The 16,040-nt window shown below is 36.6% G+C and carries 17 protein-coding genes; 1 reads left to right on the top strand and 16 read right to left on the bottom strand.

Annotated features, from left to right (window positions below):
- Positions 1–229: 229 nt before the first annotated feature.
- From AC1FXZ_RS04515 to AC1FXZ_RS04495, 5 genes are all read right to left on the bottom strand, one after another.
- Complete coding sequence (locus AC1FXZ_RS04515) at positions 230–1,489, bottom strand: methionine gamma-lyase family protein (RefSeq protein ID WP_480051413.1); 1,260 nt, start codon at positions 1,487–1,489, stop codon at positions 230–232.
- Positions 1,490–1,495: 6 nt separating this feature from the next.
- Positions 1,496–2,791, bottom strand: coding sequence for a GTPase HflX (gene hflX, locus AC1FXZ_RS04510; protein ID WP_480051411.1), 1,296 nt, complete (start codon positions 2,789–2,791; stop codon positions 1,496–1,498).
- A 331-nt stretch (positions 2,792–3,122) separates the two neighbouring features.
- A complete protein-coding gene (locus AC1FXZ_RS04505; RefSeq protein ID WP_480051409.1) occupies positions 3,123–3,569 on the bottom strand; it encodes a GreA/GreB family elongation factor in 447 nt (148 codons plus the stop codon).
- Between the two features lie 116 nt (positions 3,570–3,685).
- On the bottom strand, positions 3,686–4,099 hold the full coding sequence (locus AC1FXZ_RS04500; RefSeq protein ID WP_480051407.1) for a GreA/GreB family elongation factor: 414 nt from the start codon (positions 4,097–4,099) through the stop codon (positions 3,686–3,688).
- 62 nt (positions 4,100–4,161) lie between these two features.
- Positions 4,162–4,338 (bottom strand): hypothetical protein, encoded by a 177-nt coding sequence (locus AC1FXZ_RS04495; protein ID WP_480051405.1) that lies wholly within the window; start codon positions 4,336–4,338, stop codon positions 4,162–4,164.
- A gap of 413 nt (positions 4,339–4,751) precedes the next feature.
- Here AC1FXZ_RS04495 and AC1FXZ_RS04490 point away from each other — a divergent pair, with 413 nt between their 5' ends.
- Positions 4,752–5,510, top strand: a complete 759-nt coding sequence (locus AC1FXZ_RS04490; protein WP_480051403.1) for a helix-turn-helix transcriptional regulator — start codon at positions 4,752–4,754, stop codon at positions 5,508–5,510.
- Positions 5,511–5,699: 189 nt separating this feature from the next.
- Here the strand turns inward: AC1FXZ_RS04490 and spoVK are convergent, their stop codons facing one another.
- From spoVK to cbiB, 11 genes are all read right to left on the bottom strand, one after another.
- On the bottom strand, positions 5,700–6,653 hold the full coding sequence (gene spoVK / locus AC1FXZ_RS04485; RefSeq protein WP_480051401.1) for a stage V sporulation protein K: 954 nt from the start codon (positions 6,651–6,653) through the stop codon (positions 5,700–5,702).
- Between the two features lie 280 nt (positions 6,654–6,933).
- Complete coding sequence (locus AC1FXZ_RS04480; RefSeq protein WP_480051399.1) at positions 6,934–8,319, bottom strand: sensor histidine kinase; 1,386 nt, start codon at positions 8,317–8,319, stop codon at positions 6,934–6,936.
- Positions 8,316–9,002, bottom strand: a complete 687-nt coding sequence (locus AC1FXZ_RS04475) for a response regulator transcription factor (protein WP_480051397.1) — start codon at positions 9,000–9,002, stop codon at positions 8,316–8,318. The genes AC1FXZ_RS04480 and AC1FXZ_RS04475 overlap by 4 nt, the downstream gene beginning before the upstream one ends.
- A gap of 2 nt (positions 9,003–9,004) precedes the next feature.
- Positions 9,005–9,970, bottom strand: a complete 966-nt coding sequence (locus AC1FXZ_RS04470; protein WP_480051395.1) for a YncE family protein — start codon at positions 9,968–9,970, stop codon at positions 9,005–9,007.
- A gap of 313 nt (positions 9,971–10,283) precedes the next feature.
- On the bottom strand, positions 10,284–11,450 hold the full coding sequence (locus AC1FXZ_RS04465) for an FAD/NAD(P)-binding protein (protein ID WP_480051393.1): 1,167 nt from the start codon (positions 11,448–11,450) through the stop codon (positions 10,284–10,286).
- Between the two features lie 225 nt (positions 11,451–11,675).
- Positions 11,676–12,104: a bifunctional adenosylcobinamide kinase/adenosylcobinamide-phosphate guanylyltransferase gene (locus AC1FXZ_RS04460; RefSeq protein WP_480051391.1), complete on the bottom strand. Its 429-nt coding sequence runs from the start codon at positions 12,102–12,104 to the stop codon at positions 11,676–11,678.
- On the bottom strand, positions 12,056–12,694 hold the full coding sequence (locus AC1FXZ_RS04455; protein ID WP_480051389.1) for a histidine phosphatase family protein: 639 nt from the start codon (positions 12,692–12,694) through the stop codon (positions 12,056–12,058). Before AC1FXZ_RS04455 ends, AC1FXZ_RS04460 begins: the two co-directional genes overlap by 49 nt.
- On the bottom strand, positions 12,646–13,404 hold the full coding sequence (gene cobS / locus AC1FXZ_RS04450; RefSeq protein ID WP_480051387.1) for an adenosylcobinamide-GDP ribazoletransferase: 759 nt from the start codon (positions 13,402–13,404) through the stop codon (positions 12,646–12,648). The genes AC1FXZ_RS04455 and cobS overlap by 49 nt, the downstream gene beginning before the upstream one ends.
- A complete protein-coding gene (locus tag AC1FXZ_RS04445) occupies positions 13,401–13,952 on the bottom strand; it encodes a bifunctional adenosylcobinamide kinase/adenosylcobinamide-phosphate guanylyltransferase (protein ID WP_480051385.1) in 552 nt (183 codons plus the stop codon). The genes cobS and AC1FXZ_RS04445 overlap by 4 nt, the downstream gene beginning before the upstream one ends.
- Entirely contained in the window at positions 13,946–15,034 is a 1,089-nt protein-coding gene (gene cobD, locus AC1FXZ_RS04440; RefSeq protein ID WP_480051383.1) for a threonine-phosphate decarboxylase CobD, read from the bottom strand. The genes AC1FXZ_RS04445 and cobD overlap by 7 nt, the downstream gene beginning before the upstream one ends.
- Before the next feature lie 19 nt (positions 15,035–15,053).
- Positions 15,054–16,034: an adenosylcobinamide-phosphate synthase CbiB gene (gene cbiB / locus AC1FXZ_RS04435; protein ID WP_480051381.1), complete on the bottom strand. Its 981-nt coding sequence runs from the start codon at positions 16,032–16,034 to the stop codon at positions 15,054–15,056.
- Positions 16,035–16,040: the final 6 nt, after the last annotated feature.

Below are 16,040 nucleotides of genomic sequence, written 5' to 3'. Positions count from 1 at the left end.
GAAAAACAAGACTGAATGACCTTGTTAATTCTTACAATAGTAAAACTACTCAACTAGTACTCTTATTAAGTGAGAGCATTTTCTAAAACGTCTATGTAAAGAAATTCTATTGAATCCAATACTGCAATTTAATGTTACTAGATGCATTAGACGCTGTCAACTAGTGTAGGATTGCCTCACCTATTGATGTTTGACAACATTATCAGCTTATCTCACATAAATTATTTTTTTACTCCTCATCTAGACTCAATACGGAGTCAACAGCAGAAAGCACAGCAATTTTTACATGCTCATATGTTAATCCACCTTGTACGTACGCGACATAAGGAGGACGAATCGGTCCATCTGCTGTTAACTCAATACTTGCCCCCTGAATAAACGTACCAGCTGCCATTATAACTGGATCCTCGTAGCCTGGCATCGGACTAGGTTGTGGGGAAACATGAGCATTCACAGGTGAACATTTTTGGATTGATTGACAAAATGCAATCATCTTCTCAGCTGTTGGAAAATGTACAGATTGAATTAAATCTGTTCTTTTTTCGTACCACTTAGGTGAAGTGCTCATCCCTACCTTTTCAAGTGTTGCAGCTGTAAAGATAGCTCCCTTTAATGCTTGTGAGACAGTATGAGGAGCTAAAAAGAAGCCTTGGTACATTTCTAACAAGCTGTAGAGACTTGCACCACCTTCTGCACCGATACCCGGAGCGGCTAACCGATAAGAAGCAAGTTCAATTAAATCACTTCTTCCGACTAGATAGCCTCCCGTTTTTACTATTCCTCCACCAGGATTTTTAATGAGTGAACCCGCAATTATATCTGCCCCAACTTCACAAGGTTCTCTTTTTTCTACAAATTCACCATAACAATTATCAACAAAAATAATAACATCTTCTTTGAGGGAGCGAATATAGCGAACCATTTCCTTTATTTGATCAATTGTATAAGAAGGTCTATCTCCGTATCCTTTTGAACGCTGAATTCCGACTACCTTTGTTTTATTGGTAAGCTTAGTTCTAATTGTAGCTTCGTCGATCCAACCATTTTCTAATAGAGGAATCGCATCATAACCAATATGGAACTCTTTTAACGACCCGTTCCCATTGCCACGTATTCCTACAACCTCTTCTAAAGTGTCATATGGTTTACCCGTTATGTATAGCAACTCATCTTGAGGTCTTAGTATGCCAAAAAGAGCTGTAGAAATGGCGTGCGTTCCGGAAATGATTTGAGGGCGGACTAAAGCCGCCTCACCTCCAAAAACTTCTGCATAAATAGATTCAAGTGTATCTCGTCCGATATCATCATATCCGTATCCTGTTGAAGGCGTAAAATGAAAATCGGATACTTGATGATTCCGAAAAGCCTCCATAACCTTTGCTTGATTATGAAGTGCGATCTCTTCAATCTCTTGAAAGTGCTCTTTGATTTGAACTTCAACTTCTCTAGCTATTTTTATAAGATTAGTTTGGTGCTTTAATGTAAACATCTTTCCTTATTCCTCTACTTTCGTTTTCATGGGTTCAATAATGGAACGAACACTAAGCTGACGACCTAGGGCACTATTGGGTAATACATACCCTTGAACTTCGTAGTGCTCTGTATCCTCATTCCATTGCTGCTTCTTAACAAGCGTCTTTTCACGGCATTTAGATAGTAAGTTTCCTTCCTCGGCTTTTAATACAACATGATATTGGATCATCTGCTCAATTACTTTTTCTTCAATTGCTTGTTTTAAGCTTTCAAGGTCATTTTCATCGAACGCACTAACTTCAATCGAATCTTCTTCATGTGTTGGAAAAAAATCAGAACCTTTTAACTCACTTTTGTTGTATACAATTAACTGGGGAATCGTTTCTGAATCCAACTCTTGAATTAACTCCTTAACCGTTCGTTCATGCTGCTCATAATCAGGATTAGAACTATCTACAACATGCAAAAGTAAATTTGCCTCTTGTAATTCTTCTAGTGTCGAACGAAAAGCGGCAACAAGTGTGGTCGGAAGATCCTGGATAAACCCTACCGTATCTGATAAAAGAATCTCCATTCCACTTGGTAAAGTAAACTGCCTTGTTGTTGGATCAAGTGTAGCAAATAATTGGTTCTCCTCTAGTGTATCCACATTCGCTAACCGGTTCAAAATGGTTGATTTTCCAGCATTCGTATAACCTACAATCGCAACTTGAAATGCTTCATTTTGCTTCCTGCGATCCCTATAACGCTCGCGGTGGCCAACTACAGCTTCTAGCTGATGTTTAATCTCATCCATTCTCCGACGAATATGACGACGGTCGCTTTCGAGTTGAGTTTCACCTGGACCTTTAGAACCGATCCCACCTCCTTGTCTTGATAAGGCAAGACCTTGCCCCGCAAGTCTAGGGAGTAAGTAGGAAAGTTGAGCAAGTTCGACTTGTAATTTTCCCTCTCTGGATCGAGCACGAGCTGCAAAAATATCTAAAATTAATTGCGTTCTGTCGATAACCGTTTTCTTTGTTCTCGTATGCACATTTCGAATTTGACTCGGAGACAGTTCAGCATTGAACACAATAGTATCTACTTCGTTTTCATCAATAAGACGTTGAAGTTCATCGACCTTCCCTTTTCCAATATACGTAGAAGGTTCAGGTTTTTGGCGTTTCTGAGTAATTGTCCCGACCACTGCGCCTTTGGCCGTCTCGACTAGACTTTTTAATTCATCCATGGAACGTTCAAATGCAACATCATTGACCGCATCTAATTGACATCCTACTAGAACAACATTTTCCGTCTCTCTATGGTTAATCTCTTGCAATGATTTCCACATCCTTTATTCAATCTTACCAATCTTACCTTTATCATTTCTCCTGGTCACACACACATACGCATCATACCACGAACTAGAAAAAAAAAGAAAATTAGCATTAAAATACCTCATACATATTACTCATTATTTATTTTATAGAATTATCAATAGCTTAAAAAATTAAAGCAACATAAAGGAATGGATCTACTTAATATAATAAAAGGGGCGACCGAAGAAAAACTTACTTACGACCTCAATAACCAGAAAAGTACAGTAATCTTATACTTTTATAAAAATTCAAAGAGTCAATTTCCTTATCGAGAAATTGACTCTTTCATAGCTACCCTATTATACAACTGTTATTAAATTCAATCTTTCTTACGAAAACCGACACTTCACCAACCGGAAGCTTCAGTTGATATGTTTGATTAACCTGTGCAAGTAGTAATTGGAATCCGACTGGAGATAAAAAAGAGACTCTGTTCTCTTCAATATTAGCGTGTTGAGGGAAGACAATCATAAACGTTTCAATATTATTTTCGTCTAGGTATAGTAATTCTACTTTACTGCCAATCAGGGCAATTGAATTTAGCCTTTCTTCTTTAAAATCGGATAATAAGACCTCAATTGCAGCGATATAATCAAACAATGCTCGTTCAACATCTGTTTTCTTAGTGTTCTTTTCTGGAAAGTATTCAGCCATAAAAAATTTCAAATCTTCATCAAAGTATACAAGTTGGTTAATTAACTGAGTTCTTGCATCTTTTAAAGCAAAACTTTCCTTCATAGCCGAACCTCATTTCTTACTTCCTTTTAATTTTCAAACTCGTTCTCCGAATGAATAACAACATGGAATATTCATCCGGAGAGATGTAACCTCAAAAGTCAAAATTATTAGGAACCTTAACTATATTCGATTTTCTGTATAGAGAAACAATTATCGTTAAAGATAAAGCTATCTCCAACTTGCCGTAACAAAAATTGTTGACCTAAAGGAGAAAGAAAAGAAACTAAGCCTATTTCTTCATTTGCTTGTTCTGGGTAACAAACTGTAATACCTTTCGTCCATTTATGATTAGAGTCGTAGAAAATAACTCTACTATTAATCATCACGAAAGGAATAGTTGGAAATAACCCTCCTTCAAATTCTTTCACACTATAATTCGTTAATCTATTGATATAACTATCCATTAATTGTTCATTATTACTTAATGCTAGCTCTTGCGTAATCTTACGTTTGTTTTTATTAAAATATTTAATTTGTGACGTGATGTGCCTTTTTAACCATGTTTGCATAACTGCCCGTTTAAGAAGCATGCAAAATCACCTGCTATTCATAATTCTTAATAAGACTATGGGAAGCGCTTTAAATCGTTCACTTATTTTTTAGTTAATTTCTTTTTAGGACGACAATTCTTACAAACTTTTAATTTTTTGTCGCTTTCATTTACATACTCATATAACAACTTGATACGCTTTCTTTCACACAAAGGACAAGTACCTCTTCCTCTGCTTTCTAATTCGCGTAATACTTTTCCACGTGTAGTTGTAGCCATTTTGACAATCCCCTTTATCATTTTCTAAATCCACAATGTATTGTTCAGTCTTTTTTAGGTAAATTTAAAAAGCCTAAATTAGATTCAGGCCAGCTAACCTACTCATATTTAATTACTAACTTCTTATCTGATAGATACTTAAACATTTCCACTTATCCTAGTTGACTACTGACTTCAACTCCTACCAGAAACAATAATCTCAATTTTCATCTTGAGATTAATTGTAAATCGGCAAGAGAATCACCCCCTTAACAGTTCGATTACTAAATCAATCTATATATCAGACACAAAAGTTATTCTCACAATAATATTTTCAAAGGTTTATGTACATATATAGATAATAACACAATACTTGCTTGAAGTACATTAAATCTGTGTTAAAATGTTAGTATCTAAGAAAGGATGGTGAATCAATGATAAATTATTCAGTTTCAGTGAATAAATTAGGCTTTACGCAGAAGGAAGTATTACACCTTATTATCTTAAACTTACTTAAACAGTCACCCATTCATACTGCAGAAATTTATCGACTAGTTTCCAAGAGCTCTAGGGAAGACCAATTAAGCCCTAATCGCTCAAGAACATTTGTATATAAAACGATTGAGGAATTACAGAATAAAAAGTTGATTGACTTTAAGCAACAGGGGAGAAAAAAAGTTTTTTTCTTAAGTAGTGAAGGGGTTAAGCACCTGGATATTTACTCACAAAAACTTTATCCAACATTACAAAAACTTATACTCATTATTGAACGAATGAATACCACCTTATCCAATCCTAATCAACCAAAACAAACTACTATAGAAATAACAGATAATGAGTCCCGTTACATTAGTAAAATTGTTAATGTAAGAGCATTGATACAGTGGTATACGTTGTATCGACTAATCCATGAAGGTGCGCTCCATGGTGGCTTTTTATATAGGGAAATGAATCAGTGGTTTGGTTGGATGAACAACCATGGTTATTTTTACCAGATCCTTCGAGAAATGGATCATGAAGGCCTAATTAAAGGTTCTTGGATAGATGCCGATACCCGTTCACAACGTCGATACCAAGTTTCTCAGTATGGCAGGAGTCAGTTTGAGCATTTAACAGGGCAAGTTGAGAAGCATTTAAGCGAAGTTCAGCAGTTTTTAAGGTCTATGATAGAGAGAATTCATTATACTTCTTAAAAACTGGGGAACATTTTACACTATGAGATCATTACTTTTTAGCACTTTCTTATAAGAGGGGCTCCGATAAGGTCATGTTACGACTTTATCGGAGCCCCTCTCATTGACTGAGCTAGAGATTAAACTTATTAGATGAATGACAATGACCCCGACTTAACACCGAGGTCATTTAATGCTGCTTTGTTTTTATTAATTAAGTTTAACGTGCGATGAATGAAATTTAAAATCCTCTCGTTTCATTGTTAGTAGCGATTCCCGATCAAAGTTATTTTCCCTAAGTAACCTAACTGCTTGTAACCTGATCGCTTCTTCGATAATGTTTCGTATATAGCGCCCATTACTGAATGTTCTTTCTTTTTCGATACGTATTTGCCTTATGTGTTCACGAATATGGGCCTCGCCTTCCGTTGTTAATTCATATTGACGCTCTGCTAACATTCTGCCTACCATCTCCATCAATTGATCGGTTGTATAATTGGGAAAATCAATTGATATGGGGAAACGAGATGGCAAACCCGGATTTAACGATAAAAAATATTCCATTTCCTTTGAATAACCAGCCAAAATTAAAACAAAATCATGTTGGCGATCCTCCATTGCTTTCACTAACGTATCAATTGCCTCTTTTCCGAAGTCCTTTTCTCCTCCCCGTGCTAAGGAATAGGCTTCATCAACAAACAGTACACCTCCACTCGCCTTTTTTAGCACTTCCCTTGTTTTTTGTGCCGTATGCCCAATGTATTCCCCTACCAAATCAGCACGCTCTACTTCCATAAGATGGCCTTTAGTTAGAACCCCCATTTCATGCAGGAAGTCTGCGATAATTCTAGCAACAGTCGTTTTGCCCGTTCCAGGATTTCCTTTGAAGATCATATGCAGTACTTGCTTACTCGCTCTTAAACCTTGTTCTTCTCTTTGTCGATTTATATAAATCCATGCATAAATTTCATGAACAAGACGCTTTACTTCTTCAAGTCCAACATAGTCTTCAAGTTTTTTTTCAAACCGCGTAAGAGTATAATGTTCTTCTTTTTCTTGATCAGTTTGGAAAAGGGAGTCATGTTTCCCCATCTTTTCAATTGGTTTATGATTTAAGACAACATTAATTCGACCTCTTTTTTGGGAGTTAACCGGGTTACTCATGATGTACACCCCTTTGCTGTTCCGTTTGAGCACCTTTCCTTCCTCTACTCTTAATACTATACGATTAAATAGGCAAACTTGTGACAAAAGCCTATTTTTTTCTAGTGGTAAAATAAAGAGGGAAGCACTCATTCTCCTTTTTATCCATCTTACGCAAGATGAAAAGGAACGATTCCATTTAATCTTTTCATAAATAAAAATTAAATTAGCACTATGCCCATAATGTTCTAAAGGCTACTAAAAAAGAAATAAAACCTTTTTTAGTAGCCTACACTTTTTATCACATTAATTTTAGAAAGATATGTGCCTTTGTACCTTGCCCCTCTTTTGAAGTAAGTTCAAACTTACCACCGTGTTTTTTGATAATCTGCGAGACAATAGACAATCCAAGTCCTATTCCTCCACTTGACCGTGTCCTTGATTTATTCACTCGATAAAAGCGTTCTGTCACAGCTTTTAATTCTCCCTTTGGAATCCCTTTCCCCTGGTCAGCTATTACTAACTCGGCCCATTCTTGGTTTTCTTTTAATGTAATAGTAACCCCCTTAGAAGCTGGTGTGTACCTAATAGCATTATCTAAAATGTTGCGAATCACTTGTTCTAATCGGTCACAGTCTCCATTTACAATAATACTTTCATCTAAATTTTGAGTCAGATGAATGTTTTTTTTATTAGCTATCAAATCAAATGATTCAATAACATCACTGACTAATTGAGCAAATGCGATTGGCTCACACTGTAATGGATAAGTTTCTCCTTCAAGTTGAGCTAGATCAAGCAAATCGTTCACAAGACGCTCTAGCCGGTTTGCTTCATTCTGAATAATCTTTAATCCCTTTTCCTGTTTGATGATTCCTTCTTCCATCGCTTCTGCATAGCCCTTCATATAACTTAATGGAGTCCTTAACTCATGGGAGACATTCGCAAGAAATTCTCTCCTTTTATCCTCCACTTTTTCTAGTGAAGACGAAAGAACGTTGAATGCGTGAGCTAACTGGCCAAGTTCATCCTCTCGATTGACATGATTGATTCTTTTGGAATAGTCTCCACTTGCCATTATGTTTGAAATTTGTTTCATTTCACTTAATGGCTGGGTAATATTGTTAATTACTTTATTCGCAATAAAGATAATAACCGAAACAATAATGACTAATGCAACTATTAAGATTGTACGAATTTGCATGAACGGTTCATATACTTCAGACAATGACATTGATAATATAAGCGATCCTAGAAGCTGTCCTTCTTGAAATAACGGAATAGCAACACCAAGAATATCTTGCCCAAAATGAGGATGAGCTCGAACCATTATAACGGTTTCCCCATCTAGTAGCCGTTGTCTTTCTTCAAACGTAATTAAGTTTTCATTAGAAAAAGATTCAAAGGGCATCCCACTTCCTAATTGCATGGGATCATCTGAGTAGGTCACGTCGGCTGCAATTCTCTGTTCTGACCAAGCTAACCGTTCAAAGAAATACTCATTGGCACCACGTTCCATGTACACTTCAGCAAGGGCTTCCCCTTCTAACATTAATAAATCGACTTGTTTTTCTACATATAGTTTTTCATACAAAAAAAATGTTAACGAAACAGCACCAACAATAACAATTAATAAAATGGAAACAATTGTTAACCAAACTTTTCTTCTTATTGACCATTTCTTCATGATGATTCCTCGAACTTATACCCTACTCCCCAAACGGTCTTTATAAACCGTTCAGCAGACTTCAACTTTAATCGCAATGTTTTTATATGTGTATCAACCGTACGTAAACTGCCCATTTGCGTATCCATACCCCATATTCTATCGTGAAGATGTTCTCTCGTAAAAACGTGGCCATGATGTTCCATTAAAAAAAGTAATAAATCATACTCTTTTCTTGTTACATTGATAAGTTTTCCATCTACATAGATCATTCTTCCACTTTTATCTAGTTCAAGCTCTTGAATCTTTACGATCTGTTTATTTATTTTCAATTGGTTGGATCTTCTAAGTACGGCTTCTATTCGTGCTGTCAATTCTCTTGGACTAAATGGTTTTACGATATAATCGTCTGCACCAATTTTTAATCCTTTGACTTTATCTTCTTCACCACTTCTTGCAGTTAACATAAGGATTGGCACCTGTGAAAACTCCCTTATCTTTTCACAAGCAGTAAAGCCATCCATATCGTCCATCATGACATCTAAAACAACTAAATCAACTGAATTGGTTTTCATTAGAGAAATGGCTTCTTGACCACTTCTTGCTGTAGTTATCTTATAAGATTCCTTTTCAAGAAAGGAAGTTACGAGTTCAAGTAATTCCACTTCATCATCTACAAGTAAAATATGATGAGGATCTTTCATCTTTATTCCTCCATTATAATGGCATATGGTCCAGCAGGAACTAATAGTTCGTCCAACACTTTAAAGGACGTTCGATCAATGATGGTGACTGTATCACTATCAAGGTTCGTCACTATTAATGTATCATCATTCCCTGTTACATAGTTTGGGTTTTGTCCAACCTTAATAGAAGCAATAACTTCATTCATATCCTTGTCTACCTTATATAAAGCATGATCACCGTGACTCAAAACATAAAAATAAGGCGAAGATGGCCCTCCAAAAAATGCAATGGGCATTAACCCTACTTCAATCTCATTCTCTAAGTTTCCGGTCTTAGGATTGTATGAAAAAATATTCCTATTTAAATCTCCATACGCGCCATGGCCTCCAACCCAAAGAAGCTCACCGTCAAAAAACATTCCAGAAGGACGATCAAGAACAGAAAATGTTATGACCTTCTCTTGCTGCTTAAAATCAATTACAGTAACTTCGTTAGCACCACTACTTAAAGCAAACAATTGATTAGTTCCCAAAAGCAAATCATTAGGATACGATCCGACTTCAAATCTTTTCAACACTTCTTTAGTATTGACGTCTATTTGGTGGATTTGGTCATTCATGGTATCTGTGACAAATAGATTTCGAGACAACTTATCAAAGCTCAAAGCTGTTAGTCCCTGATTCATTTGTAAAAACGGTGAAACAGTCCCTTCCTTTAGATCAAAAAGCGTGAGTGAGGCTTCGCTTTGGCTTGTAGCAAAAATCTTTTGATCTCCGATATTCACCATCTCTGTAATAGGAACATGACTATCTTCTGACATCAATACTTGCTCTCGTTTTAAATCAATAAATGTTAAGGTCGGTTCTTTTACATGGGAGACGACAAGCAATGGGTCCGTTGTTTGAGGGACTTCAATTACTTGTTTATTGCAACCACTTCCAAACATTATGACGCTCAGTAAGAATACGAAGGAAAATAATTTCATCAGACTCTCCTTTTATGTACTGCTCAACAGATTTACTTTTTCATTTACGTAAAACCATTTTATCATGCAAATGTGAAATTCTTTTGAAATTGATGTACGTTGTGTATCGTTCACGAAACGTACAAAAACAGATGCAGCCTTCATCGGTTACATCTGTTTGTTAAAGTTTCCTAATTTAGTTACTTTTTTGTATCAAGCCAGAAAGAGACTGCTGGTATACAACCATTTTTCAGCAGCCTCCCATATAATTCTCAAAATGTTTGGTACAGTATATCTGCAGACTCCAACCTTAACAACTTTCATGCACATAGAATTAAAGTTGGACAATCCTTTCAGCCCCTCTACGCGCTCCAGAAATATTGCGTGAAACAGGCCCAATTACTAATTCTGCAAGTGCTCCTATAACATATAGGTTATTCTTCCATTCTAACGACTTCTCAGAAACAATCGGGTAGCCACACCCCGCACAACGTAACCCCTCCTTCTCAATAGTTGACGTTAACCAGTCAAACCCAGGTGGAGCAGTCTGGAATCCAGTTGCTAGTAATACTTTGTTCGTTTCAATTGATGTAGAGTTTAGATCAAATCGAATTACATCACTTTCATAAGTGACTTCAACTATCTCATCAACGACAATTTCTAATCTTCCTTTTTTTTCTTCACTTAGAACCTTCACTTTTAATTCATTTGGGATTGACCCTCGGTGCCTCGCATTTTTAATCATATGTCTTCTTTTATTCAAGCATGTAACCTTTTCAAATAGCTTCATGTTTTTCGGCCCGAGCCACCCTGGGTCAGAATCAAATTGTTTTATACGGAATGGATGTCTTGTAAGCAGTTTAACCTTGCCAGGAATTTCTTTACTCAATTTTAATGCCGTATGTACCGCGCTGATTCCCCCACCGACAATTAACGTATCATCTGTCGTTGTTCTATCTGTACTTCTCATATCATCATAAATATGATTGATTTTCGCTCCTTGATTCTGCAATTTATTAACCCAATCAGGCAAATAAGGCTGTTCACTTATCCCCATTGCTAAGACCACATTTTTACTTTCAATTTGTCTACCATCAGCTAGAGTAATAAACCAATGTTGCTTTAGCCTCTCTAACTTTTCAACTCGTCCTTGAACCCAACTTTTCACTAATTCAATTTCACTAAAAAGCGAATCGCAATGCTTATTAAACAGCAAAAGTGATGGCCGGTCGTATGGTCCATAAAACTGAGCATATGATTTACCACTTTCTGTTTTTGCAAACTTTTCAAGTGAGAATGGATTAATATCTAAATGATGAATAGATGGCGATCGCAGAAATGGCATATCTATTGTTTTCGTACATCTTTTCCAAGTGTATAGTGGCTCTGGGTGCGGATCTATAATGGCAAGGTTAGATCGTGTTGTTCGCTTAGACTTCAGTAAATAATTTGCTAGCGTGCACCCCTGGATGCCCCCTCCTATTATTGTCCACTCAAGCACTTCCTTCTCCCCCTTATTTATCTTCTGATTTTTTATCAAAAGTAGCAATCTTTGTACAACACTCATTAATCGTAATTATTACGATTTATAGAATATTGTAATGGATATCTTTAAGATAATCAACATAAATACAAAGATGGGTGACTCAGTGTAATCTGAATCACCCATTTTCACAATACTCTGTATAGTTTAAGATAGAGGAAATATTTAAATTGCTTATACCATTTATTTTAATTTTTTTGCCAAACCATTCCATACATAATGAACCTCTCGTGCAACGCACGCAGCATCTTGTGTAATCCAACCAGCAAGATCCCTTAACGTTCTCTCTTCCCTCTGCACCGGGACAATTCCTCTACCAACCTCTAACATAATAAGGACAATCTCACTATCTCTATTTTGTTCTTCCTCTATCAAAGATTGAAAAAAAGCTTGAAAATCCCTTCGAATCGTATTTCCATCTACTTTTTGATTCAACTCATTTGCTATCCATTTTTCCCAACCTTCCATCACTAGGGTTGAGTTTTTTTTCCATTTGCCTTGCCAATCAGAAATCCTATCACCTTCGTATGCAGATAGCCAACTGAATTTTGTCTTCATATCTCTTACGACTTTTCTTTTTCCTGAAAAGGCACCTCCGATAACGAGCTGCATACCCATTCTCCTTTCATCCAGACTAACGACAACTTTATCCCTTTCCCATGTCTCACTACAAGATCCCAAAAGTTATGTGTAGGTACCAATTTTGAGACTAGATAACGTATAACCCCTCCATGAGTCATAATGAGAATTTGCTGATTAGAACATATCGTATTGTCTCCTATTTGTTGCAATAACTCAGTAAAAAAAGAGTCGATCCTAGCCTGAAAATCCTGGCCTGATTCTCCATTTGGTATATTGGACTGTTCCCAATTATCGAGCCATTTTTGATAAGCAGTATGATGCTTTAACTGTTCGTAGGTTTTCCCTTCCCATTCCCCAAAGTTCATCTCTCTTAATCTCATATCAAAAGAGGTTTGCACTCCAATATTTAAATAGGACAACGTTTCTTGACAACGGCGTAGATCACTTGAAAAAACATCAACAAAATGTATTTTTTGCAATTCCTCTTTTAGCTTTGTTAACTGATACAACTCACTCTTTATAACTTTGCGATCCGTATGCCCCAAATACCTTTTCTCTTTATTCCAATCCGTTATCCCATGACGAACGAAAAATAAATCCACGTGACGAGAAGTCCCCATAGTTCGCCTCCTTCAATAGCAGTACCTAGTAAATCCCCATTTGTTCCTTTCCATTGTTGTTTGATCCAAAGACCAAATAAAACGAAAAATAATAAATAAGCCGGAATTAAAAAGAGAAAGTCCTTAAAGAACAACAAACACACAGTGATCGGAATAGCAGCATACAAACTATCAAGCCAATTAATATTCTTTTTCCATTCCCATGCTAACCCCTGTTGTTTTGCAGTTGGCAAGAAGATCATTAATACAACCGCCCCTAATCGAGAAAAAGCTAAAATAAAAACAAGAGCATGAAGTACAAAATGAAAGTCTAGCAAATTGTATACAAACATGCCTTTCCATGCCATTAAAAAAAGAAACGCAATGATCCCAAAGCTTCCCACATGAGAATCTTTCATAATTTCCCATTTTCTCTCAAGAGGCGCATTTGACCCTACTGCATCGGCAACATCCATCCATCCGTCTAAGTGTAATCCTCCTGTAAGCCATACCCAAAAGCTAATGATAAGTAACACCAACATACTTATCGGAAGAATGGCTTCTAGTGACCATGCTATAACTGTTATTACTAAACCTAATACAATCCCGACAAGGGGATAACTTCGAATCGCCCACTTACTCGTATCTTTGTTCCAAGGACACTGAACAGGAGCTGGCAACCTTGTTAGGAATTGAACGGCCAATAAAAAACCAAACATCATTTGTTTCATCCTTCTTCCCCCTTCCAATAAACAGGGAGTCCTGCAGTAACTTGTATAGCGTAGTTTGCATGTTCAACAATCAATTGATGTATCTGTTGCAACGAAAACATATATGTTAAAACTCCGTCTGAAGAATGGGGGAACCCTTCATTTACATCATTGGAAACAAAGATAAGTTGAAGTTGTCTTTCTTTTGCAATTGTTAACCACCTAGTAACAGTATCATCTATTCTTTTTGTGCTATATTGTAAATCGAACATAACATTACTCAGCCAAACCGTTAAACAATCAACTAAAATAACATCGCTTTTATGGCAAGTTAGCAGAAATGATGTGAAGTCATAGGGCTCCTCAATGGTCACCCATTCTTTCAACCTATCTTCTTGATGAATTCGAATTCGTTCTTCCATTTCAGCATCGCTTTTCTTCGATGTTGCTAAGTAGAATAAACGTCCTCTTTTATTTGCGATTTGTGTTTTTTTAAAAGTATAGACAGCTATACCCTCTGCAAATTGACTTTTACCCGAACGAGCACCACCAGAAATAAACACTAGCACGATTCTTTTCTCCACTTCTTCAGGACGTATAAAAGTTGATCATTTTCTTCTTTCGATCTAATCGCAATTCGGATAAATTCACCATTTAGTCCTTTGAAATTATGAGTGTGCCTCGTTACAATTCCATGAATCAATAAAAATTGAAAGAGCTCGTTTGTTTGTTTTGGTTGCAACAGGTCCTTCAAGAGATAAAAGTTTACACTAGTAGGAGACATATAGAAATCTAAGGCAGGTAAGGTATTCGATAAATAATGAGATTGATCTTCGAGCCATGCATTTGTCTTCTCAAAAAATACCGTATCTTCTAATAACTTAGGCACCATCGCATCTGCCAATGAGTTAATGCTCCAAGGAATTTGCTCTTCCTTTAAGGCATGAATGATTCTTTGATTTGCCATCATATAACCAATTCTCAGTCCAGGAATCGTATACATTTTCGTTAAAGAACGTAAAAGTATCAAATTAGAATATTTCGCTAACCATTTTGTAAGACTTGGAATTGATGAAGGCAGAAAATCGACAAATGCCTCATCTACTACTATGTATGTATCCGTTTTTTTGCTTTCCTCTAATAAAATTAATAGATCTTCTTCCTTTACAACGGTTCCAGTTGGATTGTTGGGTCGACAAAGAAACATAACATCTTTATTCTTAAGTTTATTCAGGATAAGCGTTAACGGTAATTGAAATTCATTTTTGTTGTCATAGTACACATCTTCCACATCAATATTGTAGTGGTGACACGCTCGTTCATACTCCATAAATGTCGGATGAACAATTAGAGCTTTTCCATTTTCAAAGTACTTAGCAACTAAAAATATCGCTTCTGCTCCACCATTCGTTAGCAGTAGTTGATCTTCTTTTACGCCTTCATGATTAGCTAAATAGGAACTACTCTTAGAATACGTCGGTTCCGGATAACATGTAATCGAATCATATGCGTTAGTTAAGGCTTCCTTTAACCAAGTTGGAGGTCCTAATGGGTTTAAATTCGCACTAAAATCGAGTGTTTTCATATCATTCTCTATGTTAAAAAGTTGTTTTATCGCATCGGGTTGTCCACCATGATTGGGCCACTTCATTCATTTCACCTCGTATAAACTATCTAATCAATAAAAGAGCGCACAGTCCTATCAACAAAAAGAACATCCAGCCTCCATGCATATATAAAATTGTTTTTTTTATATCAGACCGTACTAATTCTCGTAACGGCTCTCCCATTGTTGCTCTGATTGATTTGACACCATGATAATAATTAACCCCACCTAATTGTATTCCTAGTAATCCAGCTACCATCGCCTCTGACCAACCACTATTGGGACTAGGGTGTTTTCTAGCATCTCTCCATGTAATGTTCCATCCATGAATCATTTTAGATCCTTTCACAAAAAATGAAGAAAGCCACATTGAAACTGCCGTTAGTCTTGCAGGAATCCAATTTGCTGCATCGTCGAGCTTAGCTGAAGTTCGGCCAAAATGTACAAACCTCTCATTTTTATATCCAACCATTGAATCTAGTGTATTTATCGCACGATAGACCATTGCTAGTGGTGCGCCACCAATCATCGCCCAAAATAATGGAGCTGTTATTCCATCGACTGTATTTTCTGCAACGGTCTCTACCGTTCCTCTGACAATTTCACTTTCGGGTAAATGTGTTGTATCTCGCCCTACAACCATGCTTAACTTTCTTCTTGCTTCTTCTAGATTCCCGTTTACTAAAGGTGTTAATACATCAATGGCAGCTGAACGAAGCCCTTGAATTGCTATCGTAGTCGAAATAAGGTATATTTCAATCGCAACTCCAGCAAGGGGATGTAATTGATAGGCAAGGAAGACAATGGAAAAGGAAATAACAAACACAGTTACAATAACAATTGCTGTAAAAACAAATCCTTTTCTTACTCGATTGTCCCCTTTATTTAACCTAGTTTCTAAGAAAGTAATTAACTTTCCAATTTGCACGACAGGATGTGGCATCCACCGAGGATCGCCAATGAATACATCGACTAATACAGCAGCTACTATGATGAAACATAGTATTAGAATGGGATCGTTAAATGTACTTAGAATACTTACCATTTTCGT

The sequence above is a fragment of the Halalkalibacter sp. HAAS-P014 genome (genome assembly GCF_056619965.1).
This window is presented reverse-complemented; position numbering and strand designations above follow the sequence as displayed.